This is a genomic window from Amylibacter marinus, assembly GCF_030160015.1.
GTDB lineage: Bacteria > Pseudomonadota > Alphaproteobacteria > Rhodobacterales > Rhodobacteraceae > Amylibacter > Amylibacter marinus.
In genome coordinates, this window is the sequence record NZ_BSNN01000004.1 from 480491 (window position 1) to 502249 (window position 21759).

The following is a 21759-nucleotide window of genomic DNA, read 5'->3' on the forward strand; positions in this document are numbered from 1 at the left end:
CAAGGGGAGCACTATGATTTTTTCTGGTTCATCTGAAATGAAATCTCAGCTCGAAGCCGCCTTCGACCTAGAGCCATCAGCCGCAATGTTCAAAGAAACCGAACACCTATACCAGCGGGCCAACCGTGTGATCCCCGAGGCCGATTGGCTGGCGCGCGCGCCATACATCAAGGCAATCAATGACCTAAAGGCGGAAAAAGACGCCGTGGTTTTGGCCCATAACTATATGACCCCAGATATCTATCACGGTGTTGCAGATATCGTGGGCGATAGCCTGCAACTGGCGATCGAGGCTACCAAAGTTAAGCAAAGCACCATCATCCAAGGTGGCGTGCACTTTATGGCCGAAACCTCAAAAATCCTCAGCCCAGAGAAAACCGTACTCATCCCCGATCGCAAGGCAGGCTGTTCCCTAGCCGAGAGCATCACCGCTGCGGATATCGAAATGATGCGCGCCCAATACCCAGGGGCCAAGGTGGTCTCCTATGTAAACACCACCGCCGAGGTAAAAGCCGCCTCTGACATTTGCTGTACATCCTCAAATGCCGCCAAAATCGTAGATGCCCAAGAGGGCGATTTGGTGATCATGACCCCCGATGGGCACTTGGCGCAAAATGTGGCAAAACAAACCAAGAAGAAGATCGTCTATTGGGAAGGCGCCTGCATGGTGCACATCGAGTTTAAGGCGGATGAATTGCGCGAATACCGCAAATACGAACCAGATGCCCTGATCATCGGCCACCCAGAATGCCCCACAGATGTGATCGATGAATGCGATTTCAGCGGCTCTACCGCGGGCATGATTGACTATGTGCGTAAAAATAAACCTGAAAAGGTTCTGTTGATCACCGAATGTTCCATGGGATCAAATATCGCAAACGAGGTGCCAGAGGTGAATTTCCTAGGGCCCTGCAACCTATGCCCGCACATGCAAAAAATCACGCTCGAGAACATCCTATGGTCTCTGCACACCGGCGAAGGTGCCGTAGAAGTCGAGGAAAAACTCGCAGCCAAGGCGCGCCTAGCCGTTCAACGCATGATCGATTTGAAATAGTAAATGCCAGATACCCAGCACAGCACCCTGATCATAGGCGCAGGCCTTGCGGGGCTTTATGCGGCGCTTACACTGGCGCCGCGTCCTGTTACCATCCTATCACCAGAGCCGCTGGGTGATGGCGCCAGCAGCGCATGGGCACAGGGCGGGGTGGCGGCCGCAATGGACAAAGACGACACACCAGAGGCCCACGCCGAGGATACAGTGAACGCTGGCGATGGGATCGTAGATCCCGATATCGCCTCTTTCGTTACTGGCGCTGCCAAGGCGCATGTCTTGGAATTGGCCGATGTAGGCACCCCCTTTGATCGCACGGCGGACGGCGGGTTTGTCATGTCCAAAGAGGCGGCGCACGGGTTTGCGCGCGTGGTACGGGTAAAGGGCGATCAGGCCGGTGCTGCGATTATGAAAACCCTAGTGGCCGAGGTGAAAAGAACCCCTTCTATCACCGTGATCGAAGGCGCAACCGCGCTGGATCTCATCTCCAAAAACAGCCAAATGCAGGGCGTGCTGGTTAGCGTTAACAACCAAGAACCCTTTGTTATACAAGCAAAAACATACCTGTTGGCCGCAGGTGGCGCAGGCAGCTTGTTTATCAAAACCACCAACCCGCCATCGGTGCGGGGCTTGGCGCTGGGCATGGCGGCGCGCGCAGGCGCGAAAATCGCTGATGCTGAATTTGTGCAATTCCACCCAACCGCTATTGATCTGAACTTAGACCCCGCTCCACTGGCAACAGAGGCCCTGCGCGGCGAGGGCGCTACCTTGATCAACAAATCAGGCGCACGCTTTATGCAGGCCATCCACAAGGATGCCGAACTGGCCCCGCGCGATATCGTTGCACGAGCGATTTTCAATGAACACCAAGCCGGCAATCGCCCAATGCTGGACACCCGCGCGGCGATTGGTGCGCATATCATCGATGAATTTCCCTCGGTTTCTGATGCCTGCCTAAAGGGTGGGATTGATCCGGTTAATGACCCTATTCCGGTGGTTCCTGCGGCGCATTACCATATGGGCGGCGTGGCCACGGATATAACGGGCATGTCCACAATCAATGGATTGTGGGTGGCGGGCGAGGCCTCTTCTACCGGCCTGCACGGCGCCAATCGTCTGGCCTCTAATGGCTTGCTCGAGGCCTTGGTTTATGCGGCTACATGCGCGGGGGGCATTGCCCAATCCATCGATAAAACCGGCGGTCAGCCGATGGTGGAAAATCTGGCGATACCACAGTTGGCCTATGCGGTGGTTGATCCGGTGGCGGTGCAACGCCTACGCGAAACCATGTCTGCCAAGGTGGGCGTATTACGCGAACAAGCGGGGCTAAAGGATGCGCTAATCACCCTACGCGCCCTTGATGCGGAATATGGCGGTACATCGACCAATTTTGATAACATGCTGGCCGCGGCCACGCTGATTGCCGCCGCCGCCTATTTACGCCGGGAATCCCGTGGCGGCCATTACCGCACGGATTACCCAGATAAAGACCCGGCCTTTCAAAGCCGTAGCGAAATAACATTGGCAGAGGCAATTGCCCTGCGCGACAGCCTGTAAGGACAAATATGACCCACCCATCCGTTCCTGACTTTCTGCTAACTGATCTGATCAAACGCTCGCTTGACGAGGATTTGGGCGGGGCGGGTGATGTGACCAGCCGCGCGGTGATCCCCGATGGCACCACCTATCAGGCCCGCCTGAATGCGCGTGATCCAGGGGTGATATCTGGTATGCAGCTGGCGCGCCTGTCGTTCCACACTGTTGATCCAACATTGGTGGTTGATACGCTGATCGCAGATGGCAACGAAGCCAAAGCAGGCGACATATGCATGACGATTTCTGGCGATGCCAAGGCAATTCTGATGGGCGAACGCGTGGCGTTGAACCTTGCGGGACGCCTTTCTGGTATTGCCACCATGACGTCTAGCTTTGTCGCGCAAACTACTGGAACAAAAGCAAAAATAACCTGTACGCGCAAAACAACACCGGGCCTGCGTCTTGTGGAAAAAGAGGCAGTGCGCCATGGTGGCGGATCAAATCACCGCTTTGGTTTGAATGATGCTATTATGATAAAGGACAATCACATCGCCGCCGCTGGCAGCATTGAACAGGTGCTGAAACGCGCCCGCGAATTTGCGTCGCACATGCGTACCATCGAGATCGAGGTTGATACCCTTGCCCAGTTAGAAACAGTGCTGAGCGTGGGGGGGGCCAATGTGGTGCTGTTGGATAATATGTCCAATGCGGATATGACCCGCGCGGTGGAAATGGTGTCCGGCGCTCTGATTGTCGAGGCCTCTGGTGGTATGACACTAGATCGCATCGCTTCTGTGGCGGCCACTGGCGTCGACTATATATCCGTAGGTGCGTTGACCCATACGGTTACTAATCTAGACTTGGGGCTGGACTTTTAGTATTTATCTACTAATAAATTAGTTGTACTAAGCATTCACGGGGGGCGAATGACCTATATCCTAGCAATCGACCAAGGCACCACATCCAGCCGCGCCATACTGTTTGATCAAGACCTAAAACCACAGGCACAGGCCCAGCAAGAATTTGGTCAAATCTTTCCCAAATCAGGCTGGGTGGAACATGATCCAGAGGAAATCTGGCAATCCACCCTAGATGTCTGCACAGAGGTTGGCCTAGATCAGGTGGCCGCCATCGGTATCACCAACCAGCGCGAAACCACTGTGATCTGGGATCGCCACACAGGGCATGCAATTTTCAATGCAATCGTCTGGCAGGATCGCCGCACGGGTGAATATTGCGACAGCCTACGCGATGAATGGCAGGAAAAAATCGCCGACAAGACCGGCCTGTTACTGGATAGCTACTTTTCCGCGACCAAGGTGAACTGGATACTGGATCATGTCGAGGGCGCACGCACCCGCGCCGATGCGGGGGATCTGTTGTTTGGCACCATCGACAGCTTCCTTATCTGGCGCATGACGGGTGGGGCATCCCATGTGACCGACGCCACCAATGCTGCGCGCACCATGCTGTACAATATCCATGACGGGTGTTGGGATAACGCGCTATTGGAATTGTTTGGCATTCCTGAATCTATGATGCCACAGGTGCTGGATAGCGCCGCTGATTTCGGCACCACCACGATTTTTGATCGACCCATTCCCATCACAGGTGTGGCAGGTGACCAGCAAGCCGCCACCGTTGGACAGGCCTGTTTTCGCCCGGGCATGATGAAATCCACCTATGGCACGGGATGCTTTGCCCTGATGAACACAGGCGATACACCAGTGAAATCCAACAACCGCCTGCTGACCACCATCGCCTATCAGCTAAACGGCAAGCCCACTTATGCGCTAGAAGGATCAATTTTCATTGCAGGCGCGGTGGTTCAATGGCTTCGTGATGGGATACAAATCATTGAAAATGCGGCCGAAACCACAGATATGGCACTGGCGGCAAACCCCGAGGAACAGGTGTATTTCATACCCGCCTTCACTGGCCTTGGGGCACCCTACTGGCGGGCGGATGTGCGCGGGGCGCTCTTTGGTCTAACGCGCAACACAGGGCGCGCAGAAATCGCCAAGGCGGCATTGGAATCCGTGGCCTTTCAAACCCGCGACCTGTGGGATGCGATGCAAAAAGATGGCGCCACCAGCGCCTCGGTGCGTGTAGATGGCGGCATGGCTAATTCAGATTGGACTATGCAAAACCTTGCGGATATTTTGGGTGTGGATGTGGATCGCCCTACGGTTACAGAAACCACCGCAATGGGGGCGGCCTATCTGGCGGGGCTATTTATCGGCCATTACCCAGAACCAGATGAATTTGCCAAATCATGGGCGTTGGATCGCCGGTTCAGCCCAGAGATGCCGGCATCCGATGCGGCGGCGCGCGTTGCCGGTTGGAATGATGCCATTGCGCGGCTCACCAATTAAAAAGGGCCGCATATGCGGCCCCAAAATCTAAAAATCGCGGGCGGTTTAAACGCTGGCGTTAATCCAATCCACCAATGCGGCCTTGGGGGCAGCGCCGGTTTTGTTGGAAACGATCTCACCGCCGTTCAAAATGAACAATGCTGGGATTCCGCGCACGCCTAGCTGTGCCGGTGTGTCTGGATTTTCATCCACATTCACCTTGGCAATTTTTACCCTGCCTGCGAATTCTTCTGATAATTCTTCCAAAGACGGGCCAATTTGCTTACACGGGCCACACCATTCCGCCCAGAAATCAACCAATACGGGAATGTCGGATTGCATAACTTCTGCGGCGAAGGTTTCGTCGGTTACTTTTACGGTTGCCATTGGGCTCTCCACTTAACTCGTTCTATAACCAAACTAGGTAGCCTCTGCGCGATGGTCAAGATGTTGTGCGTGGATAACCGCGTCAATCGCGATATTGTGTGGAATAGAGAGCAAGGCCCCCTTGGCTGTCCATAGTATAGAGATATTTATGCGGTGCTGGGGGTAAATCTGGCGTAACCCCAGCAGGTATAACCCCATCTGCGCCAGTATCCCGGCTGGCACCTCTACGGCAGATGACGGCACGGCGGCATTGCTCTTGAAATCATAGGCATGGATTTCGGTGTCGCTGATCACCAACTTGTCGATGACACCCGCCATGCGTTGCCCTCCCAGATCGGGGATATCGGCGGTGATCTCTACCTCGCTCAGGGTTTCTGGGGCGAACAGGAACTGAAAATCTGCGTTGCACAGAATCGCGCGCGCCTCTGCCAGCGCCTCTGCGGTGTTCTCGTGGTTATGTAGCAACGTCGCTGCGCGCTCTGGCCAACGTTCCTGTGGCACCGCACAGAGATGTTCCAGCAATAAATGCACTTGCGATCCGTATAACATGGCGGCTTCGCCTTCGCGGGCCAGTGCCGAGGGCAGGGCCTTGGCTCCTGCCATTTTTGACGGCGCAAGGGGTTGGACGGGGCGCGGCAACTTGGCAGCCTGTTGGGTGATCCAATCAGGCAGGGGAGTGCTGGGCCTCTCCTTGGTGTCCTCCTTGGGGCGATCGGGCTTGGTGATCCAATTCGCACTTTGCACCGTCAATGCCCCCGCCTCTACCCCGCCAATGTTCTTGGCGGCATTGCTGATCAGATCATACCAATCAGTGCCCTGTTTCCCGCGCTGGCCCGCGCCGCAGACCACCAGCCAACTTTCGGCGCGGGTCAGGGCCACGTACAACAGGCGCATGCGTTCTGCTACTTGTAGCTCCGCGTGGGTCGTGGCGCGCGTGCTCTGGCCATCTGTGATATCTGCGCCGCTGCCATTCCATACCGATAAGTCACCGGCGATGGATATGGGCCCTGCGTTATGGGTCTTGCGCTGGCCCGTCTGTGGCAGAATAACAATCGGCGCCTCTAGCCCCTTGGATCCATGCACCGTCATCAGGCGCACCTGATCCATCTGCGAATCCATCTCACGCTTGATCTCTACATCCCCTGCCTCGAACCACGCTAAAAATCCAGTCAGGCTCGGGGCCTCGATTTGCTCATACTGCATGGCCTGCGCCAGTAATTCGTCTATGCCATCCTCTACCTCTGTACCAAGGCGAGCTATCAGCTTTGCGCGGCCTTGGTGGGTGATCAAAATCCGCTCGATTAATTCATAGGGGCGCAGAAAATCAGATTGTGCACGCAAGTCGCGCAAGATGTCCAAAATCCCCCCATGATTGCTGTCGCGCAGAGATTGCCACAGGGTGCCCGAACGCCCATGAGCCAGATGAAACAGCTCCGCTTCGCTCAGCCCCAACAACGGTGATCGCAGAGCCTCGGCCAAGGATAGATCATCATCGGCCAGCGCCAAGAAGCGCAACAGCGCCAGCAGATCGCGCACGGCCAGTTCTGCCCCGACTTTTAGCCGATCGGCCCCCGCCACAGGCACCGACAGACCCTTTAGCGCCTTTAGAACTGCATGGAACAGCCTGCCACGACTTTGGAACAATATTAGAAAATCGCGGGGGCGTACGGCGCGGGTGGTTTTACCCACCTGAATTTGCTGTCCTAAATGCAGGGTTTGGTGAATGTGCTGGGCGATCTGTTCGGCCAGCTGAATTCCGGGATCACTGGGCGAGGCCTGATCAAGTGGTTGATACCAAGGGCCACTTTTTGGTTTTCCCTCACTTTCAATAAAGGGCCAAATATCGATGCGCCCTGGTTTTTGCGATTGAAAGGCCTTGTGCTCGGGTAGGGCCTGCATCTTGGCCCCCGCAGGCCCCTTAAATATTTGATCCACCAAATCCAAGATCACGGGCGAAGAGCGAAAAGAATGTAACAAGGCGCTGTCTTGTAGGGGGGCCTGAATTTGCATCAGCTCGTGATCGAAATGGGCTTTCATTTCGCCAAATACTTGCGGATCGGCCCCTTGAAAGGAATAGATAGACTGCTTCTCATCGCCCACCACAAACAGCGTGCGTTTCGCGTCGCGACCCGTATCGCCCACGGTGAATTCCGCGGCCAATTGGCGGATCACCCGCCACTGGGCGGGGCTGGTATCCTGGGCCTCGTCCACCAATATGTGATCCAAACCGCCATCAAGACGATACAAAACCCACTGTGCCATGCGGCTTTCGGTTAGCAACTGAGCCGTGCATTCGATCAAATCCTCGAAATCCATCAGGGCGCGGCTGGCCTTATAGGCATCATAGCGCGCCAGAAAGGCATGGGCGAACTCATGCAAGGCTTGTGTTTTTTCAAGGGCTAGATGGGCTACGCGCTGTGTGCGCAGCTCTTGTACAAATAGGGCCAGCTCGTTTACTTGGGCGCGCAGCTCGGGGTGCTGATCCACCGATAAGGTCCGTTTCAGTGTCACACCTGATGGCACAGTATCGATTTTAGCGCCAAAGGGATTCTGTGCCTTTACGCCAAATAACAAAAAGCTCTCTAGGCTCTTCAGCTCTGGGTGATGCTGGCCCATCAAGGATTTCTCAAGCGTTGGCACTAGCTCTTGGTCTTTTGATCCACCCTCGCGCATGATCCCGATCAGCCGTTCTAACAGATCGGTATATTTGGCCAAACCCCTGCAGGTCTCGGCAAAATCCACGCCCTCTGAGATACCAAAATCCGCAGGTTCTGGTGCGCGGGCAAACCCGTGGCGGTTGTGCAATATTTGGGCGGTGATCTCATGGGTATCCAGCCCTGTGAAATAACGCGCAAACTGCTGTAGAACCTTGGGGTCATCCATGGCCATCTGTTCGATGATGTCGCTGCGCAGCTGCTTGGCTTGGCGATCCTCCATCACTGCAAATTGCGGTGCGACACCTGCCTCTAGCGGAAAGCGGCGCAATACCGCATCGCAAAAGGCATGGATGGTTTGTATTTTCAACCCGCCGGGGGTTTCCAGTGCCGATGCAAACAATCGCCGCGCATCGCGCAATTTGTCGCGATCCAGAAAGGCCTCGTCCTCGCCCAATTCCAGCAGGGTCTGGCGCAAATCCGCATCGGGCATCATGGCCCAAGTGCCAAGACGCTGGAACAATCTGTCCTGCATTTCTGCGGCCGCAGCCTTGGTATAGGTCAGGCACAAAATGCGCTGGGGCAGGGTACCATGTAGCAACAGCCGCGCTACGCGGTTGGTCAATACATGGGTCTTGCCCGAACCCGCATTTGCAGTGACCCATGTGTTTTCATTGGGCATTGCCGCGCTAATCTGGGCCTGTGTCGCCTCGTTAAATCTCATCGCTGATCTCTATCTTTTCGGGGGCATCGCTATCGGTCCACTCGCCGCGGCGCGACAGATGATCAAAATCGCCAATATCTTGGTTCAGTTGTTCCTTATCATGGGCGTTAAAACCATGACCTGCGATATTGTAATAGCCGATCAGCTGTTTCAGCTCGTCCTCTGTCGTGACAATGGTCTCGTCATCCACATCGATGGGCAGGGTGGTTTGATCGCTGTGCATACCGATAAATTCTAGATGTTCGACAGGTGCGCCGGGCATGCCATCCATGCCGCCACGCACGGCAATCAGGGCCGTTAAATGCAATTGGCGGTCAAATACCTTGACCACAGAGGATGTCGGTGGCTTGCCGGCCTTGTAATCATAAATCCGCAGACCCTTTTGCCCTTGATCTAGCCGATCTGCCTGTACCGATAGGGTGAAATCCAGCTCTTTAAAATACAACTCGCCCGAACGCTCGGTGGCGGTAATCACCCCCAACCTTCTGCGCGTGGCCTCGGCCGCCAAAAACCAATCCGCCACCTGCGCCAAACGCGCCAACCATAGATGCCGTGCCGAAGGCCAAGGCACGCTGCGCGCCAAAACCTTCTCGGCGCTGGCCAAAAATGCGGCCCTAGGCTCTTCGGGCAGGGCGTGGGGGTATTCGGTGCTAAACTGTTCCAAAACCGCGTGAACGGCAATGCCGCGCGCCAAGGCATCGGGCTGTTTTCCCAGCGGCTCCAGCTTGCGCAGGCCCAGAATACGCCGGGCATATATTTCATAGGGATTACGGATCAGGCGCTGTACCTGTGTGACCGATAGGCGGTCAATGCGCGCACCCTTGGGCGGCACGGGCGCGGGCCTTGGGGCGGGGGGGCTATGCGCAATTGCGGGCGCGCTGTGCACGGGGAGATCGATCAGACGCGCCAAGCGCACCCATTGATCACCGCGCTGGCGCATATCGCGCACCGCCTCTTTACCGGTATCCCCGATACCCTCTAACAGATTGGTCAGGCGCATTAACCACCGCGAGGGGTTGGCCAGCGCCTCGCCATCACGCAAACAGCGGCTGATCACCACGCGCGCCGCCCCCATGGCCTGCTGAAAATCATGGGCAGATAATCCAATAGAGCGCTCAGGCAATAACAACCCCAGTTGTTTACGCATATCGCGATTCAGCCACATGTCGGGCTTTGGGTTTTCGGGCCAGATTCCCTCGTTTAACCCCCCAAGGATGACCAGATCGGCACCCTGTACGCGTGCCTCTAGCGTGCCCCAAATGGCGATATTTGGGTGGGAAAATTGCGCATCGCGGCGCACCTCGGTGGACAGAACGCGCGCGATCAGGCTTTGGTATTCTATCGCGCTCATATGGCCGCCATGGGCCTGTTCTTGGCGCAATTCATCCATTACCTCGCGGGCACGCCGGCCTGCGGCCTTGTCCCACAAAATGCCACTGCCCTCGCCCGAAGGCCCCGCGGCCAGCGCCTCGGCGGTTGTAAAATGCAAATCAATCCACGCGGCTAACGGTAGATGCGTTGTCTGTGCCAGCGGTGCGAAAACCCGTGCAATCCATGCGGCCCAAATCACCTGCTCGGGGGTGGATTTTTTACCATCCGCCCAATGGGTTATGGTATCAAGCGATACAAAAGGCGGCCCACCACGCAGTACCGCAACCTCTAGGCGCTGGGTCATCAGATTGTGCTCGGGGCGCGCCTCGGTGGAATGGCATAGGGTATGTTTCAACAGCGCCGACAGGTTTTGTGGCGCAAGCGGGCGGCCAAACAGCCCCGCAATAGACCGCAGGAATACCCCCGGTGGTGTGAGCTGTAGCGGCACACCGGCGGAATCGTCCGCCTCGATCCCCCAGCGCGCCAAATTGGCGCTAACGCGCCGGGTCAGAGTTCTGTTTGGAGTGATCAGCACGGCCTTTTGTTCTTGCTCGGCGGCATTGCGCAGACAGATAGCTATGGCCAGCGCCTCCTCCTTTTGTACATCGGCCTCGATCATGGTGATGTCTTGGGTGGCGGTGGTGACCTGTGGGATCAGGTCGGGGCCTTCTTGCATCCATTGATCGGTCATGGGCGCGGGGCGCAACGCCAGTGATATCAGCGCGTTGCGCGCTGGATTTGCAGGGGCTGCCTCGTACCACACGGGGGCATCGCTGCGCTCTATACCCAGCACCTCAAACAGCTTAGCAAAGCCGGCCTGTGGGTGATCCAGCGTGGCGCTGGGGGTTTTAAAGCTGTGCCATAGATGTGCGGGTTCGGCTGGTTCAACACCGGGCAGGATCACGGCGCCCTGCGGCAGGTTTGCCACCGCCTGCATAAAGGCGGCGGTCTCGCCGCGCGACCCGGTGGAACCTGCGATAATTACGGGGTGCTGGGGCGGGTTCTGGGCCCAGATTTGCGCATACAGTTGGCTGATATGGCGCATGCGATCTTGGGGATCGGTCAGGGCGTTCTGATCCCAGTAATTGGCCAGGATTTCCAAGAACCGCTTGGATCGGCCCCAATGTTCGGAATGCTCTGCCACATCCAGATTTACCACATCTGCCATGGTGACGCCCTCGCCCTGCACTTCGTCCATCAGGGCAGATAGGGATTGCACCAAATCATAGGTTGCAGAAATCGGCGCAAGCGATGGCTCGGCCTGCAAAAGCTGTTGGATCAGCTGCCCCAGCAGCAATTGGCGGCGCAGGCTGGGGGCGGCCTCGGGCAGATTGGCCAGCATCAATGGGTCGTCGGATAGGGAAGTGATCAGACGAATGCGCGGTAAAAATCCCGCGCCCCGTTGATAGAATATCTCCTGTACACGGCGCTTCATGCGCTGGGTGTTTACATATAGATCTACACGAGCCATAGCCTCGGGGGGGGTATCTGCCATATGGGTGATTAGCCCATCCACCAGATTTTGTGAAAAATCACAGCCCAGCGGCTGGGCGAAGACCCGAGGGATTTGCTGGGGGTTAAACATCCGTATCCTCTAGCATTTTTTCGGCGGCGGTAATGCCCGCTGGATGGCCCACATCAACCCACCCCCCCTGATGTACCACCCCACACAGACGTTGATCCGCCAGCATCTGATCCCACAGAAGGTTCAGCGAAAATTTGGTCTGGGTGATCTGCTGTAGCAAATCGGTCTTGATGATCTGTGCGCCGGTATACACATAGGGGGCGCTGGTTGCATCACCGCGCCTGCTGATGCGGCGCTGATCGTGTAGATTAAAATCCCCCGCTCCGCGATATTCGCGCGCGCACTCCTTGGGCACCAAGGCCAGCAACCCATCCATGCGATCCGGATCCCAGTGATCCGCCAGCAGGGTTAGCGGATTATCCCCCGTCCAGACCGCATCGCTGTTTAATGTATAAACAGCACCGCCCCCCAGCAGCCCAAGCGCGTTCTTCAGCCCGCCACCGGTCTCCAAAATATCGGGCTCGAAAATACTGTGCACGCCCTGTGGCAGATGCGCGGTGATTTGATCGGATAGGTAATGCGTATTTACCACCACCGTCTTGACCGCGGCCTGCTGTGCCAATGTCAGCGCGTAATCCAGCAGGGGCCGCCCAGCCACGGGAATCATCGGCTTGGGCTGGGTAGCGGTTAAATGCCCCATGCGTGTGCCAAGGCCAGCGGCGAAAATCATCAGGCTATCTACGCTCATGCCTGTGCCTTTATTTGGGTCAAGAGCGCGGTATCGGGGGCGGGTACGTGATCGGCAAACCACTGGCGCATGGGGGCACAGGATGGGTGGGATAAATCACGCATTAAATGGCCCCAGACACGTGGAATCAGGTCCACGTAATGGGCCTTGGCATCGCGAATACATAGCCGAGTGAAAATTCCCAAAATCTTAATGTTTCGCTGCATTCCCAGTATGTTATAAGCAGCTGTAAATGTTTTTTCATCTAGGCCGCTGGCCGATAGATAGCGGGTGATCATGGCCTGGCGAAGCACAGGAGATGTGTCGCGGCGCGCATCTTCCAGCAACGACACCAGATCATAGGCCGGATGCCCCATCAACGCATCTTGGTAATCCAGCATTCCCACACGTGCAACAGACCTCCGCTGGGGCAACCATAGCAGATTATCCGCATGGTAATCCCGCAATACCAGAACGGGTTCTTGATCTAGGATCGGAGTGCAAGCATTTGATATTATTTCAGAAAAACTATCCTCTAAAGAGGAGAGCACCTTGACCCCCGCGGCGGGCATATACCACTGGGTTAGCAGGCTTGCCTCGCGCTGATAGGTGGCCATGTCATAGGGTAGTGGGCCGCTGGCATCGGTGCTGTGCAGATGCAGCAGGGCATCAACCGCGCCGCCATATAGGCTGGTTTCTTGGGCTGGGGTCTGGCGGCACAGGGTGCTGAACAGCCCATCCCCCAGATCCTCTAGCAACAGGAACCCCTGATCGATATCTTGGGCAATGATTTCGGGTGCCGACAGCCCTGCACCGCGCAGCTGTTGGGTAATCGCCACAAAGGGGCGCACATCCTCGCCGGCCTCGTAGGGTGCATCCATCAGCATCGCGCGATCCGCGCCCAATATCAAACGGGTGTAACGCCGCCCTGACGCATCGGCCATCAGGGGATGGGCCTCTGCGTTGGCCCAGGGGGTGCTGGCTAGAAAATTCTGTTGCGCGGTGGCACGGCTATTCATGGATGGGATATTCCTTAACTATAGGTAGCAGGATGCCATCCCAGCGCGGATCATTCCAGCATATTCTGACGGCGCGCGCATCGCCCTCTAGCGTGTCAAATGCCAAGGTGATGGCGGTGCTGGGGGTTAGCTCTGCCAATCTATCAGGCCATTCCACGAGGCAGATATCGGTCTCAAACGCGGCCTCTAGGCCCAGCTCATAAACCTCGTCTGGCCCCGTTAATCGGTATAGATCCGCGTGCCAAATATCGCATGACTCAAGCTCGTAGGTCTGAACAAGGGTGAAGGTCGGCGATGGGATATCCTCTACGCGCCCCAATTGTGCAAGGCGTGCGCGAATAACATGACGCGCGAAAAAGCTCTTGCCGGCGCCCACCTCTCCAGACAGCAACAGACAATCCCCCGCCGCCAAATGCGGGGCGATGCTGTTTGCAAAACGCGCGCTTTGGGGCTCGCTTGATAACCGGATATGCCTGTCCATTTTCTGCTCCGCATGAATACCACTGCTATTCATACCGATTTCGCGGGGTTCAGCCAGCCTGATTTAGCGGCGATGCAGATTCAACCGGCGGCATGCCCAAAGGCGCATGGGAAAACTCTACCAACGTATAGCCACCCGGAATGGGCGATACCCGCGTGATCAGGGATTTGCCGTTATTCATCTCGGCCAAGCTTTGAAATCTTGCGCGGTCATAAATCTGAGTAGAGAAATCGCGGATATCACCCCAAATAGGCGTGGGCTTGCACTTGTCTTGCCAAATATCGGTCAGATCGGCGATGTTCGGCGACAGCAGGTTATCGGCAAACTGGGTATTCCACAGCCGATCAAAAGCATTATTGGCAAAGCTAAGGGTGCCAGAACTATCAAACACCACCAATGCCGAATCCAGCTGGTCAAAAATGCCGTACAGACGCTCAACCTCTAGGCGGAAATTGCGCTCTACCTCGGTGGAGCGGGTGATATCCTCGAACACAAATGCCACAGACCCAGCGGGATGCGAGCGCCCCGTAACGCGGAAAACCTGATCATTGGGCATGTGCCAATCATCGGTGTAGGCATCTGACTCTGCGCTTTTCTCCATCTCGATGATCTGATCACGCCAGCTTTTGAAATCACGAGGCTCGGGCAATGCGCCCTTGTCGTGTAATCGATCCAGAAAATCGCGCAGGCTTGGCTTTTTGGCCAACCACATGATTTCCAGATCCAATAACGCCGAGAGCGCCGGGTTAAACAGCGATAAGTCGCGTTCCTTGTCGAACACCGCCACACCAATGGGCAGATGCGCAAAGCTCTCCGATAGGGTCTGTACGAACCGCTTGCGGTCGCGTTCCGCCGTTACGGCGGCCTTGGCGGAAATAGCGGCGTAATAATTTAGACCACCTGAGAAAAAGTGAAAAACATCAAAATGGTATGTCGTCTTGCCGGGGCCGCTCTCTAGTCGTGCGCGGCTCTGTGATCTGTTCTCCTCTAACGGTTTCGCCAGATTGAAATGCTCGATCATCAGCCGCTGTTTGCCGAAGGCCTCCTCCATGCGTTGATGGGTTGCATTTGCCCAAACAACGGTGTCATCCGCCTCGACCCAGATCAGCGCGGGCAGGTTGAATAATATTTCCGCTTGTAGCTTTGCCAGATTTCTGCCGACGGTATTGTCACGCGGTTTACTGCTATAGCTTAGCAATAGCGCAAACATTGCCAGCACTAAGAGAAACAGCCAATACCAGATAGTTATGGAATGATCCAATAGTCTTCCCTTTGTCGAATGTATTCGATACCAGATCAATTTGACGTTAACGAAAGGTTAACTCAAGCTAAATATTAAACTTAGGGTTGTTTTTGTATGAAGGCTGATCATCCTTAAGTAGCTCTAGAGGCCATCTAACGGTGGCAACGGCCCCGCGCCGCCCCGCCATATGCTCGCTAAGCCCTGCGTCCAATTTACCTGAATTGGCATTGGTAAACTCTAGTTGTGCGCCTGTGCGTTCTAGCAATGTCTTGGCGATGAACAAGCCCAGGCCCATGCCCTCATATTCTGGGCGATCGGGGTTTTTCTTGGCCTTGCTACGGCGCAAAAATGGGTCTCCAATACGTGACAAATACTCATACGGATATCCGCGCCCGTTGTCGCCAATAGAAATGTGCAAATAGGTGCGATCCCATTGGATATTAACCCAGACTTTCGAGGCAGCAAAATCCACCGCATTCTGGATTAGATTGCGCAATCCATGAACAATCTCAGGATGGCGTGGTATGGCGGGCATCCGCGCCTCTAGGGCTAGATCTGTCAATCCATTGGTTAGGAAAATGATTGTCTTGCCCCGATCCTGATGTGGGGCTGCCGCCTCTTGAACCACCGTTAGAACGGGCGCGCGTTTCATATGCAGATCATCCTTGCCGGTTTTACCCATACCGCGCAGGATACCACTTAGACGTTCTGCCTGATCTTTGATCAAGATCACATCCTCCTGTAGTTCCGGACGCGCGCCCAGCTCGTCTTGCAATTCCGACGCCACCAGCTTGATTGTGGCCAGCGGCGTGCCCATTTCATGGGTGGTGGCGGCCATAGCGCCGCCCAAAATTGTCAACTTGTGTTCGCGATCCAGCGCCATCTGCGTGGCCGCCAGCGCCTGAGACATATTGAATGTCTCCATGGTGATCTGGCGCGCATAGATGGCTAAAAATACCGACCCAATTACCAAGGCAAACCAGTTTCCCCATAGCAAAAGATCGGGTAGAATAATCACCGTACCATCCAGACGTGTTAACGGCAGATTGAATTTTGCCAAAAGAGTGATGGCCAAGATACCAGAGGCCCCCAACAATACCGTAGATCGTAGGGTCAGCGCCGTGGCTGAAATGATGACAGGGGCCAGCAACAACAATGCAAATGGATTGGTTAACCCACCCGTTAAATACAATAACAAGACCAGCTGAAACAAATCAAAGAACAGGCTAAACACCGCCGCCGGCTCTGATAGGCGTTGAATACGGGTCAACACCGCGCCAGATACAATGTTAAACCCAACCGATAGCCCAATGGCAAACAGACACAACGCCAGATTAATGCGGATGTCCAAAAACGCATAGGCGACGACCAGCGCCAGAACCTGCCCAGAAACCGCCATCCACCGCAACAACGTTAGCGTGCGTAGCCGCACCCATTCACTGCGAGAAGAGCTGTTCGCAAGGCTAAGAGATTTATACATCATAAAGCTTTCGTGACGGTACAGAGTTTGCGGTTTAGGCGCGCCTGAAAATAGGCTAATGCACAGATATCAGTTTGACCAGCAAAAGGAAATTTCAGATGGGCAAGAGATTGGGCGTCGCTCTGGCAGGCGTTGCAGCGGTGGCGGTTCTGGGCACTGGGTATATGGTATCTTGGCAAAGTGGCCTTCAGGCCTGTGGTTCCACCGTAATTGCGGGCGAGCAGGCAAGTATCGGCGGGCCATTTGAATTGATCGACCAATACGGAAAAACCCGCACCTCGGCCGATGTGATCACCGGCCCCACATTGATCTATTTCGGCTATACTTTTTGCCCCGACATTTGCCCCCTAGATACGGTGCGTAATCTAGATGCCATTGATATTCTGGATGAACGCGGCATTGATGTTTTGCCGGTATTCATCACCATTGATCCCGCGCGCGATACGGTATCCGCCCTTGCGGATTACGCAGAGGTCAGCCACCCGCGTATGCTGGCCCTAACCGGTAGCGAGGCACAGGTTGCCGCCGCATCAAAGGCCTATCGCACATTCTATCGTAAAAGTGGCGAAGGCGAGGATTACCTGATGGATCACTCGACCTTTAGCTACTTGATGGATGAAACCGGCTTTGTGGAATTTTTTAGGCGCGATGCCTCGCCAGCCGAGGTGGCCGATGCAATCGGGTGCTTTACGGAGATTTGACCATAGGGTAACTTGCGCATAGGGTAGGCCGCGGAGGGGCACAATATGACTGATAAATCCTTGAACGAAATCGGGCCGGACAACACCCTGCTTATTCTGGATGATGATGAACCCTTCCGTAACCGACTGGCCCGCGCCATGGATAAGCGCGGCTTTCAGACCACCGCCCTTGATTGCGTGGCCGCCGGGCGTGCCTTTTGTACCGCCACACCCCCCGCATATGCCGTGATTGACCTGCGCCTAGAGGATGGGAATGGGCTGGATGTGGTAGAGGTTTTGCGCAACAATCGCCCCGACGCGCGTGTGGTTGTTCTTACGGGATACGGGGCAATTGCGACGGCAGTGGCCGCGGTTAAAATCGGAGCCACCGATTATCTGTCAAAACCAGCGGATGCCAATGATGTAACCAATGCGCTATTGGCGGCGGATGGTGATTTACCACCCCCCCCTGATAACCCGATGTCCGCAGATCGGGTGCGCTGGGAACATATTCAGCGCGTCTACGAGCTGTGTGATCGCAATGTCTCTGAAACCGCGCGCCGCCTAAATATGCACCGGCGCACATTGCAACGGATATTGGCCAAGCGTAGCCCGCGCTAGGGGCGCGGGTTGGTCCGGCCAAAGCTGTCGCTGGCGGCGATGTGGTCCACAATTCCTGCCAGCTTTTCGCGGTGGCGCCAGTTAAACGGGCGGCGAAAATCAGCGTACAGCAGAACCGCAGCCAGCGCGTAATCACAAACGCTGACCTTGTCATATAACAGCCAATTCGGGGCGTTTTCCTCTAGCATATCCAGCACGTTATCTATGCGCTTTTGGTGACGCTCTACCATGTCAAATCCAAGCAGGTTCTCGCCAGATGGGCGTAAACCGGATCGCACAATCTGGCTGCTGGTGACAATCATATCGCCCATGGTGAAAATCGTCTGTAGCATCTGGCGGTCAGCCAAGGGATCATAATGCGGGGTATTTGCCCCTGTGGTCATGGCCCATAATTGATCGATAATGGGTTGCGTCGGATAGATGGTCTCGCCCACGGTTTCCAATACTGGTACCTGACCTAATGGGTTCAATTCAAAGAAGGAATCTGGCAACGGAAATTCAACACGCTCTGGGCTAACCGGGATTTCCCAGTCATAAATCAGCGCACGACACACCCGCGCGAAAGGCGATACATCAAGATAATATAGCTTGGCTGATTCCATTATATTTTCTCCATCAGATCGTTAAACACCTCTAAAAACTGCCCCTTAACTACCATAGGCGCGTGGGGGCGCAAGCTTCGCGTCGGTAGATCGGATATCACGGGTGCGCCAAACAGCTGGTTGGCCTCCGTTTCTGAAAACCCGGCGATCTGTACGGCCTCTAGCCATGCGGATAAATGATCGGCGCGTTTTATCTGGCGCTTAACGGGCGTCGGGATCACCGCTGGTAGGCCGAATTTTTGATGCACCGCCGCGGTTAACCGGTCATCCAGCACCTCGTAATCTGGGCCCACGGCGGCCTTTACGGGGCTGATCATATCGCCGATCACATATTCGGGCGCGTCGTGTAGCAATGCGGCTAGGCGCCACTTGGGGTCTATGCGCGGGTTTAGTCGCGTGAATAATTCGGTCACAAAAACCGAATGCTCGGCCACGGAATAGGGGTATTCCCCCAGCGTCTGCCCATTCCAACGCGCCACAAATGATAGGCCATGGGCGATGTCTTCGATTTCAATATCAAGGGGCGAGGGATTCAAGAGATCTAGCCGCCGCCCAGACAGCATGCGCTGCCATGCGCGCGGTTCCTGTTTTTTGTTACTCATCCCGCTATCCTCGGCCAATTATCACTTTTTGCTCGGCCAGTTGTCTTGCTGTATTTGCAGTGTTAAATGCGCTTAAACCGATAACGTACAGGAGCCGCTTCAGATGGCAACAGACTATATTGTAAAAGACATTTCTTTGGCTGACTTTGGCCGCAAGGAACTGGATATCGCAGAAACGGAAATGCCCGGCCTGATGGCGCTGCGCGAAGAATTTGGCGATGAACAGCCCCTGAAAGGCGCGCGTATTGTTGGATCATTGCATATGACGATCCAAACGGCTGTGCTGATCGAAACGCTGACGGCGCTGGGCGCTGATGTGCGCTGGGCGTCTTGTAACATCTATTCTACCCAAGATCACGCGGCGGCGGCGATTGCGGCGGCCGATATTCCTGTGTTTGCAATCAAAGGCCAAACCCTGACAGAGCATTGGGATTACTTGGATAAATCATTCCTGTTCCCAGAGGGTGCGAACCTGATCCTGGATGATGGCGGTGATGCGACATTGTATGTTTTGCTGGGTGCCCGCATCGAGGCAGGCGAAGAATTCGGTGTACCCACATCCGAAGAAGAAGAAGTGATCCAAGCGCAAATCAAGAAGCGCATGGCGGCCAGCCCTGGTTGGTTCACCAAGACCCGCGATGCAATCATGGGCGTATCCGAAGAAACAACAACAGGTGTGCACCGCCTGTATGAATTGCAGAAAAATGGCCAGCTGCCCTTCCCTGCGATCAATGTGAATGACTCTGTAACCAAGTCTAAGTTTGACAATAAATACGGTTGTAAAGAATCCCTAGTGGATGGCATCCGCCGCGCAACCGATACGATGATGGCTGGTAAAACAGCCGTTGTCTGTGGCTACGGCGATGTTGGCAAAGGTTCTGCGGCCTCTCTGCGCGGCGCTGGTGCGCGGGTAAAGGTGACCGAGATCGACCCGATCTGTGCGCTACAGGCGGCAATGGATGGGTTCGAGGTAACCACCCTAGAAGATGCGGTGGCCGATGCGGATATTTTCGTAACCGCCACGGGTAATAAAGACATCATCCGCATCGAACATATGCGCGCGATGAAGGATATGGCAATCGTTGGCAACATCGGCCACTTTGACAATGAAATTCAGGTGGCAAATCTGGCCAACCTAAAGGTCACGAATATCAAAGACCAAGTGGACATGTACGAAATGCCAAGCGGCAACCGCATGATCCTGTTGTCACAGGGGCGCTTGTTGAACCTTGGCAATGCCACGGGCCACCCGTCATTCGTGATGTCGGCCTCTTTCACCAACCAAGTGTTGGCCCAGATCGAGCTGTTCACCAAGGGCGATGCCTATGGCAACGAGGTCTATATCCTACCCAAACATCTGGACGAGAAAGTGGCGCGCCTGCATTTGGCAAAGATCGGCGTGAAATTGACCGAGCTGTCCACTGAACAGGCAGACTATATTGGCGTGACCACCGATGGCCCATTTAAGCCAGAGCACTATCGCTACTAACATCTACACATGCTTCTGGCGCCAATGTGCCAGAAGCCCCTGCGCGCAATTAGCCACTCTCTAACGCTTTGATCGGCATCCAGCGGGCGGATTCAAGACAATTTTCCTATTGCCCCTTTTTTTGCACAAACAATTCGCCTATCTTATGCACAGGAGCGCAAAACAGAGCGTTTCATAGAAAAAAATTAATGGGAATTTACCCACCAACTAGGAGCCAGCACATGGGCAAAAGAGATGATTTGATTGCGACCTACGCAGACGATTTGAAAAACAAATGCGGCATCACACCAGATATGGATTTGCTAACCAAGGTAACCATCGGCTGTGGTCCTGCGATTTATAACGCCGATGCCTCGACTGTGGCCGGTAGCCAACCATCAGAGCTGGAAACAGTGAAAAACAATTTCCTAATGGGAAAACTTGGTCTGGCAGACAGCCCCGCATTGATGGAGGCGATCAACGAGGCGATCGAGGTCTATGGTAAATCAGAGCGGAACAAATACCGCGCAGTGGTTTACTACATGCTGGTGGTCAAGTTTGGTAAAGAATCCGTATACGGATAATACCTCTATAAATAACGGAATTCGGGGCGCTCATTGGGCGCCCCTTTTTTGGTCTAAGCTATTGAATTAAATTGCATCTAAAGTTTGTTTGCAAAATTCAATTGTTCGCGGCTATGGTGCATCTATGGAACAGCGAGGGCCTGATTGGGTCGGGTCTGGGGGCCCTTGGGCGGGGCCCCCATTTTCATCCTAGCCCTGCGATGCCCCCGCTAGAATAGGGTCAAAACCAATCCCATAATCGCACTGCCAATGGTCGCATAGCCGCCATCAATCGCAATCAATTTGCGCGGGCGATTGCCAAAGGAATAACATGTGGCCAACCACGGCGTAGAGATAAACAGACCCATGCCCAATCCCGCGATCAACCCTTTTCCAATGGTATCAATCCCAGCCAGCGCAAAAATATGGCGCATCATCCCCGCCACTAAAATCGCGCAAACAAAAGCGATGATAAAGGGTGCCTTATCGCCGTTGTTCATCTGCTCTTCGCTGACCCCCGCCGCGGCCATCCATGGCTTGGCCAGTGCCATATACCAGACCGCCCCAAAGGCATAAGAGGCGACCGCCGCCACTACTACTGAAATGAATTCCATGTCTCTCCCCCAATATGATCCCATCATAGGATCACAAAAGGCGCGAAATTTCAACGG

19 protein-coding genes are annotated in these 21759 nt (G+C 55.0%); 8 read left to right on the top strand and 11 right to left on the bottom strand.

What is annotated here, in order from left to right; translation table 11 throughout:
• Positions 1 to 13: 13 nt before the first annotated feature.
• Genes nadA through glpK form a run of 4 tightly spaced genes read left to right on the top strand, consistent with a single transcriptional unit; the run spans position 14 to position 4962 of the window.
• Positions 14 to 1054: a quinolinate synthase NadA gene (gene nadA, locus QQL62_RS09545; RefSeq protein ID WP_284378257.1), complete on the top strand. Its 1041-nt coding sequence runs from the start codon at positions 14 to 16 to the stop codon at positions 1052 to 1054.
• Between the two features lie 3 nt (positions 1055 to 1057).
• Positions 1058 to 2608, top strand: a complete 1551-nt coding sequence (locus QQL62_RS09550; RefSeq protein ID WP_284378259.1) for an L-aspartate oxidase — start codon at positions 1058 to 1060, stop codon at positions 2606 to 2608.
• Between the two features lie 8 nt (positions 2609 to 2616).
• Positions 2617 to 3465 carry a carboxylating nicotinate-nucleotide diphosphorylase gene (gene nadC / locus QQL62_RS09555; protein ID WP_284378262.1) on the top strand — a complete coding sequence of 283 codons (849 nt, stop codon included), beginning with the start codon at positions 2617 to 2619 and terminating at the stop codon, positions 3463 to 3465.
• A 48-nt stretch (positions 3466 to 3513) separates the two neighbouring features.
• The gene (gene glpK, locus QQL62_RS09560; RefSeq protein ID WP_284378264.1) at positions 3514 to 4962 is read left to right on the top strand and encodes a glycerol kinase GlpK; all 1449 of its coding nucleotides are present in this window, start codon (positions 3514 to 3516) and stop codon (positions 4960 to 4962) included.
• A gap of 45 nt (positions 4963 to 5007) precedes the next feature.
• On the opposite strand, the gene trxA is transcribed toward glpK, so the two are convergent.
• The 8 genes from trxA to regB form a co-directional block, all read right to left on the bottom strand.
• On the bottom strand, positions 5008 to 5328 hold the full coding sequence (gene trxA / locus QQL62_RS09565; RefSeq protein ID WP_284378266.1) for a thioredoxin: 321 nt from the start codon (positions 5326 to 5328) through the stop codon (positions 5008 to 5010).
• A gap of 33 nt (positions 5329 to 5361) precedes the next feature.
• Positions 5362 to 8706, bottom strand: coding sequence for a double-strand break repair helicase AddA (gene addA / locus QQL62_RS09570; RefSeq protein WP_284378268.1), 3345 nt, complete (start codon positions 8704 to 8706; stop codon positions 5362 to 5364).
• A complete protein-coding gene (addB, locus tag QQL62_RS09575; RefSeq protein WP_284378271.1) occupies positions 8696 to 11662 on the bottom strand; it encodes a double-strand break repair protein AddB in 2967 nt (988 codons plus the stop codon). Before addB ends, addA begins: the two co-directional genes overlap by 11 nt.
• Positions 11655 to 12350 carry a nucleotidyltransferase family protein gene (locus QQL62_RS09580; protein WP_284378273.1) on the bottom strand — a complete coding sequence of 232 codons (696 nt, stop codon included), beginning with the start codon at positions 12348 to 12350 and terminating at the stop codon, positions 11655 to 11657. Before QQL62_RS09580 ends, addB begins: the two co-directional genes overlap by 8 nt.
• Complete coding sequence (locus QQL62_RS09585; RefSeq protein ID WP_284378275.1) at positions 12347 to 13348, bottom strand: aminoglycoside phosphotransferase family protein; 1002 nt, start codon at positions 13346 to 13348, stop codon at positions 12347 to 12349. Before QQL62_RS09585 ends, QQL62_RS09580 begins: the two co-directional genes overlap by 4 nt.
• Entirely contained in the window at positions 13341 to 13829 is a 489-nt protein-coding gene (gene tsaE / locus QQL62_RS09590; RefSeq protein ID WP_284378278.1) for a tRNA (adenosine(37)-N6)-threonylcarbamoyltransferase complex ATPase subunit type 1 TsaE, read from the bottom strand. Before tsaE ends, QQL62_RS09585 begins: the two co-directional genes overlap by 8 nt.
• Before the next feature lie 49 nt (positions 13830 to 13878).
• Positions 13879 to 15090 carry a PAS-domain containing protein gene (locus QQL62_RS09595; RefSeq protein ID WP_284378280.1) on the bottom strand — a complete coding sequence of 404 codons (1212 nt, stop codon included), beginning with the start codon at positions 15088 to 15090 and terminating at the stop codon, positions 13879 to 13881.
• A gap of 67 nt (positions 15091 to 15157) precedes the next feature.
• On the bottom strand, positions 15158 to 16555 hold the full coding sequence (regB, locus tag QQL62_RS09600; protein ID WP_284378282.1) for a sensor histidine kinase RegB: 1398 nt from the start codon (positions 16553 to 16555) through the stop codon (positions 15158 to 15160).
• Positions 16556 to 16650: 95 nt separating this feature from the next.
• On the opposite strand from regB, the gene QQL62_RS09605 reads away from it, so the two are divergent.
• Positions 16651 to 17253: an SCO family protein gene (locus QQL62_RS09605; protein WP_284378285.1), complete on the top strand. Its 603-nt coding sequence runs from the start codon at positions 16651 to 16653 to the stop codon at positions 17251 to 17253.
• Between the two features lie 45 nt (positions 17254 to 17298).
• On the top strand, positions 17299 to 17853 hold the full coding sequence (locus QQL62_RS09610; RefSeq protein WP_284378288.1) for an ActR/PrrA/RegA family redox response regulator transcription factor: 555 nt from the start codon (positions 17299 to 17301) through the stop codon (positions 17851 to 17853).
• On the opposite strand, the gene QQL62_RS09615 is transcribed toward QQL62_RS09610, so the two are convergent.
• Entirely contained in the window at positions 17850 to 18455 is a 606-nt protein-coding gene (locus QQL62_RS09615; RefSeq protein ID WP_284378293.1) for a glutathione S-transferase family protein, read from the bottom strand. The two genes, QQL62_RS09610 and QQL62_RS09615, sit on opposite strands and share 4 nt — an antisense overlap.
• Entirely contained in the window at positions 18455 to 19057 is a 603-nt protein-coding gene (locus QQL62_RS09620; RefSeq protein WP_284378295.1) for an HD domain-containing protein, read from the bottom strand. The genes QQL62_RS09615 and QQL62_RS09620 overlap by 1 nt, the downstream gene beginning before the upstream one ends.
• A 103-nt stretch (positions 19058 to 19160) precedes the next feature.
• On the opposite strand from QQL62_RS09620, the gene ahcY reads away from it, so the two are divergent.
• Positions 19161 to 20546, top strand: a complete 1386-nt coding sequence (gene ahcY / locus QQL62_RS09625; protein ID WP_284378296.1) for an adenosylhomocysteinase — start codon at positions 19161 to 19163, stop codon at positions 20544 to 20546.
• 221 nt (positions 20547 to 20767) lie between these two features.
• On the top strand, positions 20768 to 21109 hold the full coding sequence (locus QQL62_RS09630) for a DUF2853 family protein (protein WP_284378298.1): 342 nt from the start codon (positions 20768 to 20770) through the stop codon (positions 21107 to 21109).
• Positions 21110 to 21318: 209 nt separating this feature from the next.
• Here QQL62_RS09630 and QQL62_RS09635 read toward each other — a convergent pair whose 3' ends face one another.
• On the bottom strand, positions 21319 to 21702 hold the full coding sequence (locus QQL62_RS09635) for a DUF1761 domain-containing protein (RefSeq protein WP_284378305.1): 384 nt from the start codon (positions 21700 to 21702) through the stop codon (positions 21319 to 21321).
• Positions 21703 to 21759: the final 57 nt, after the last annotated feature.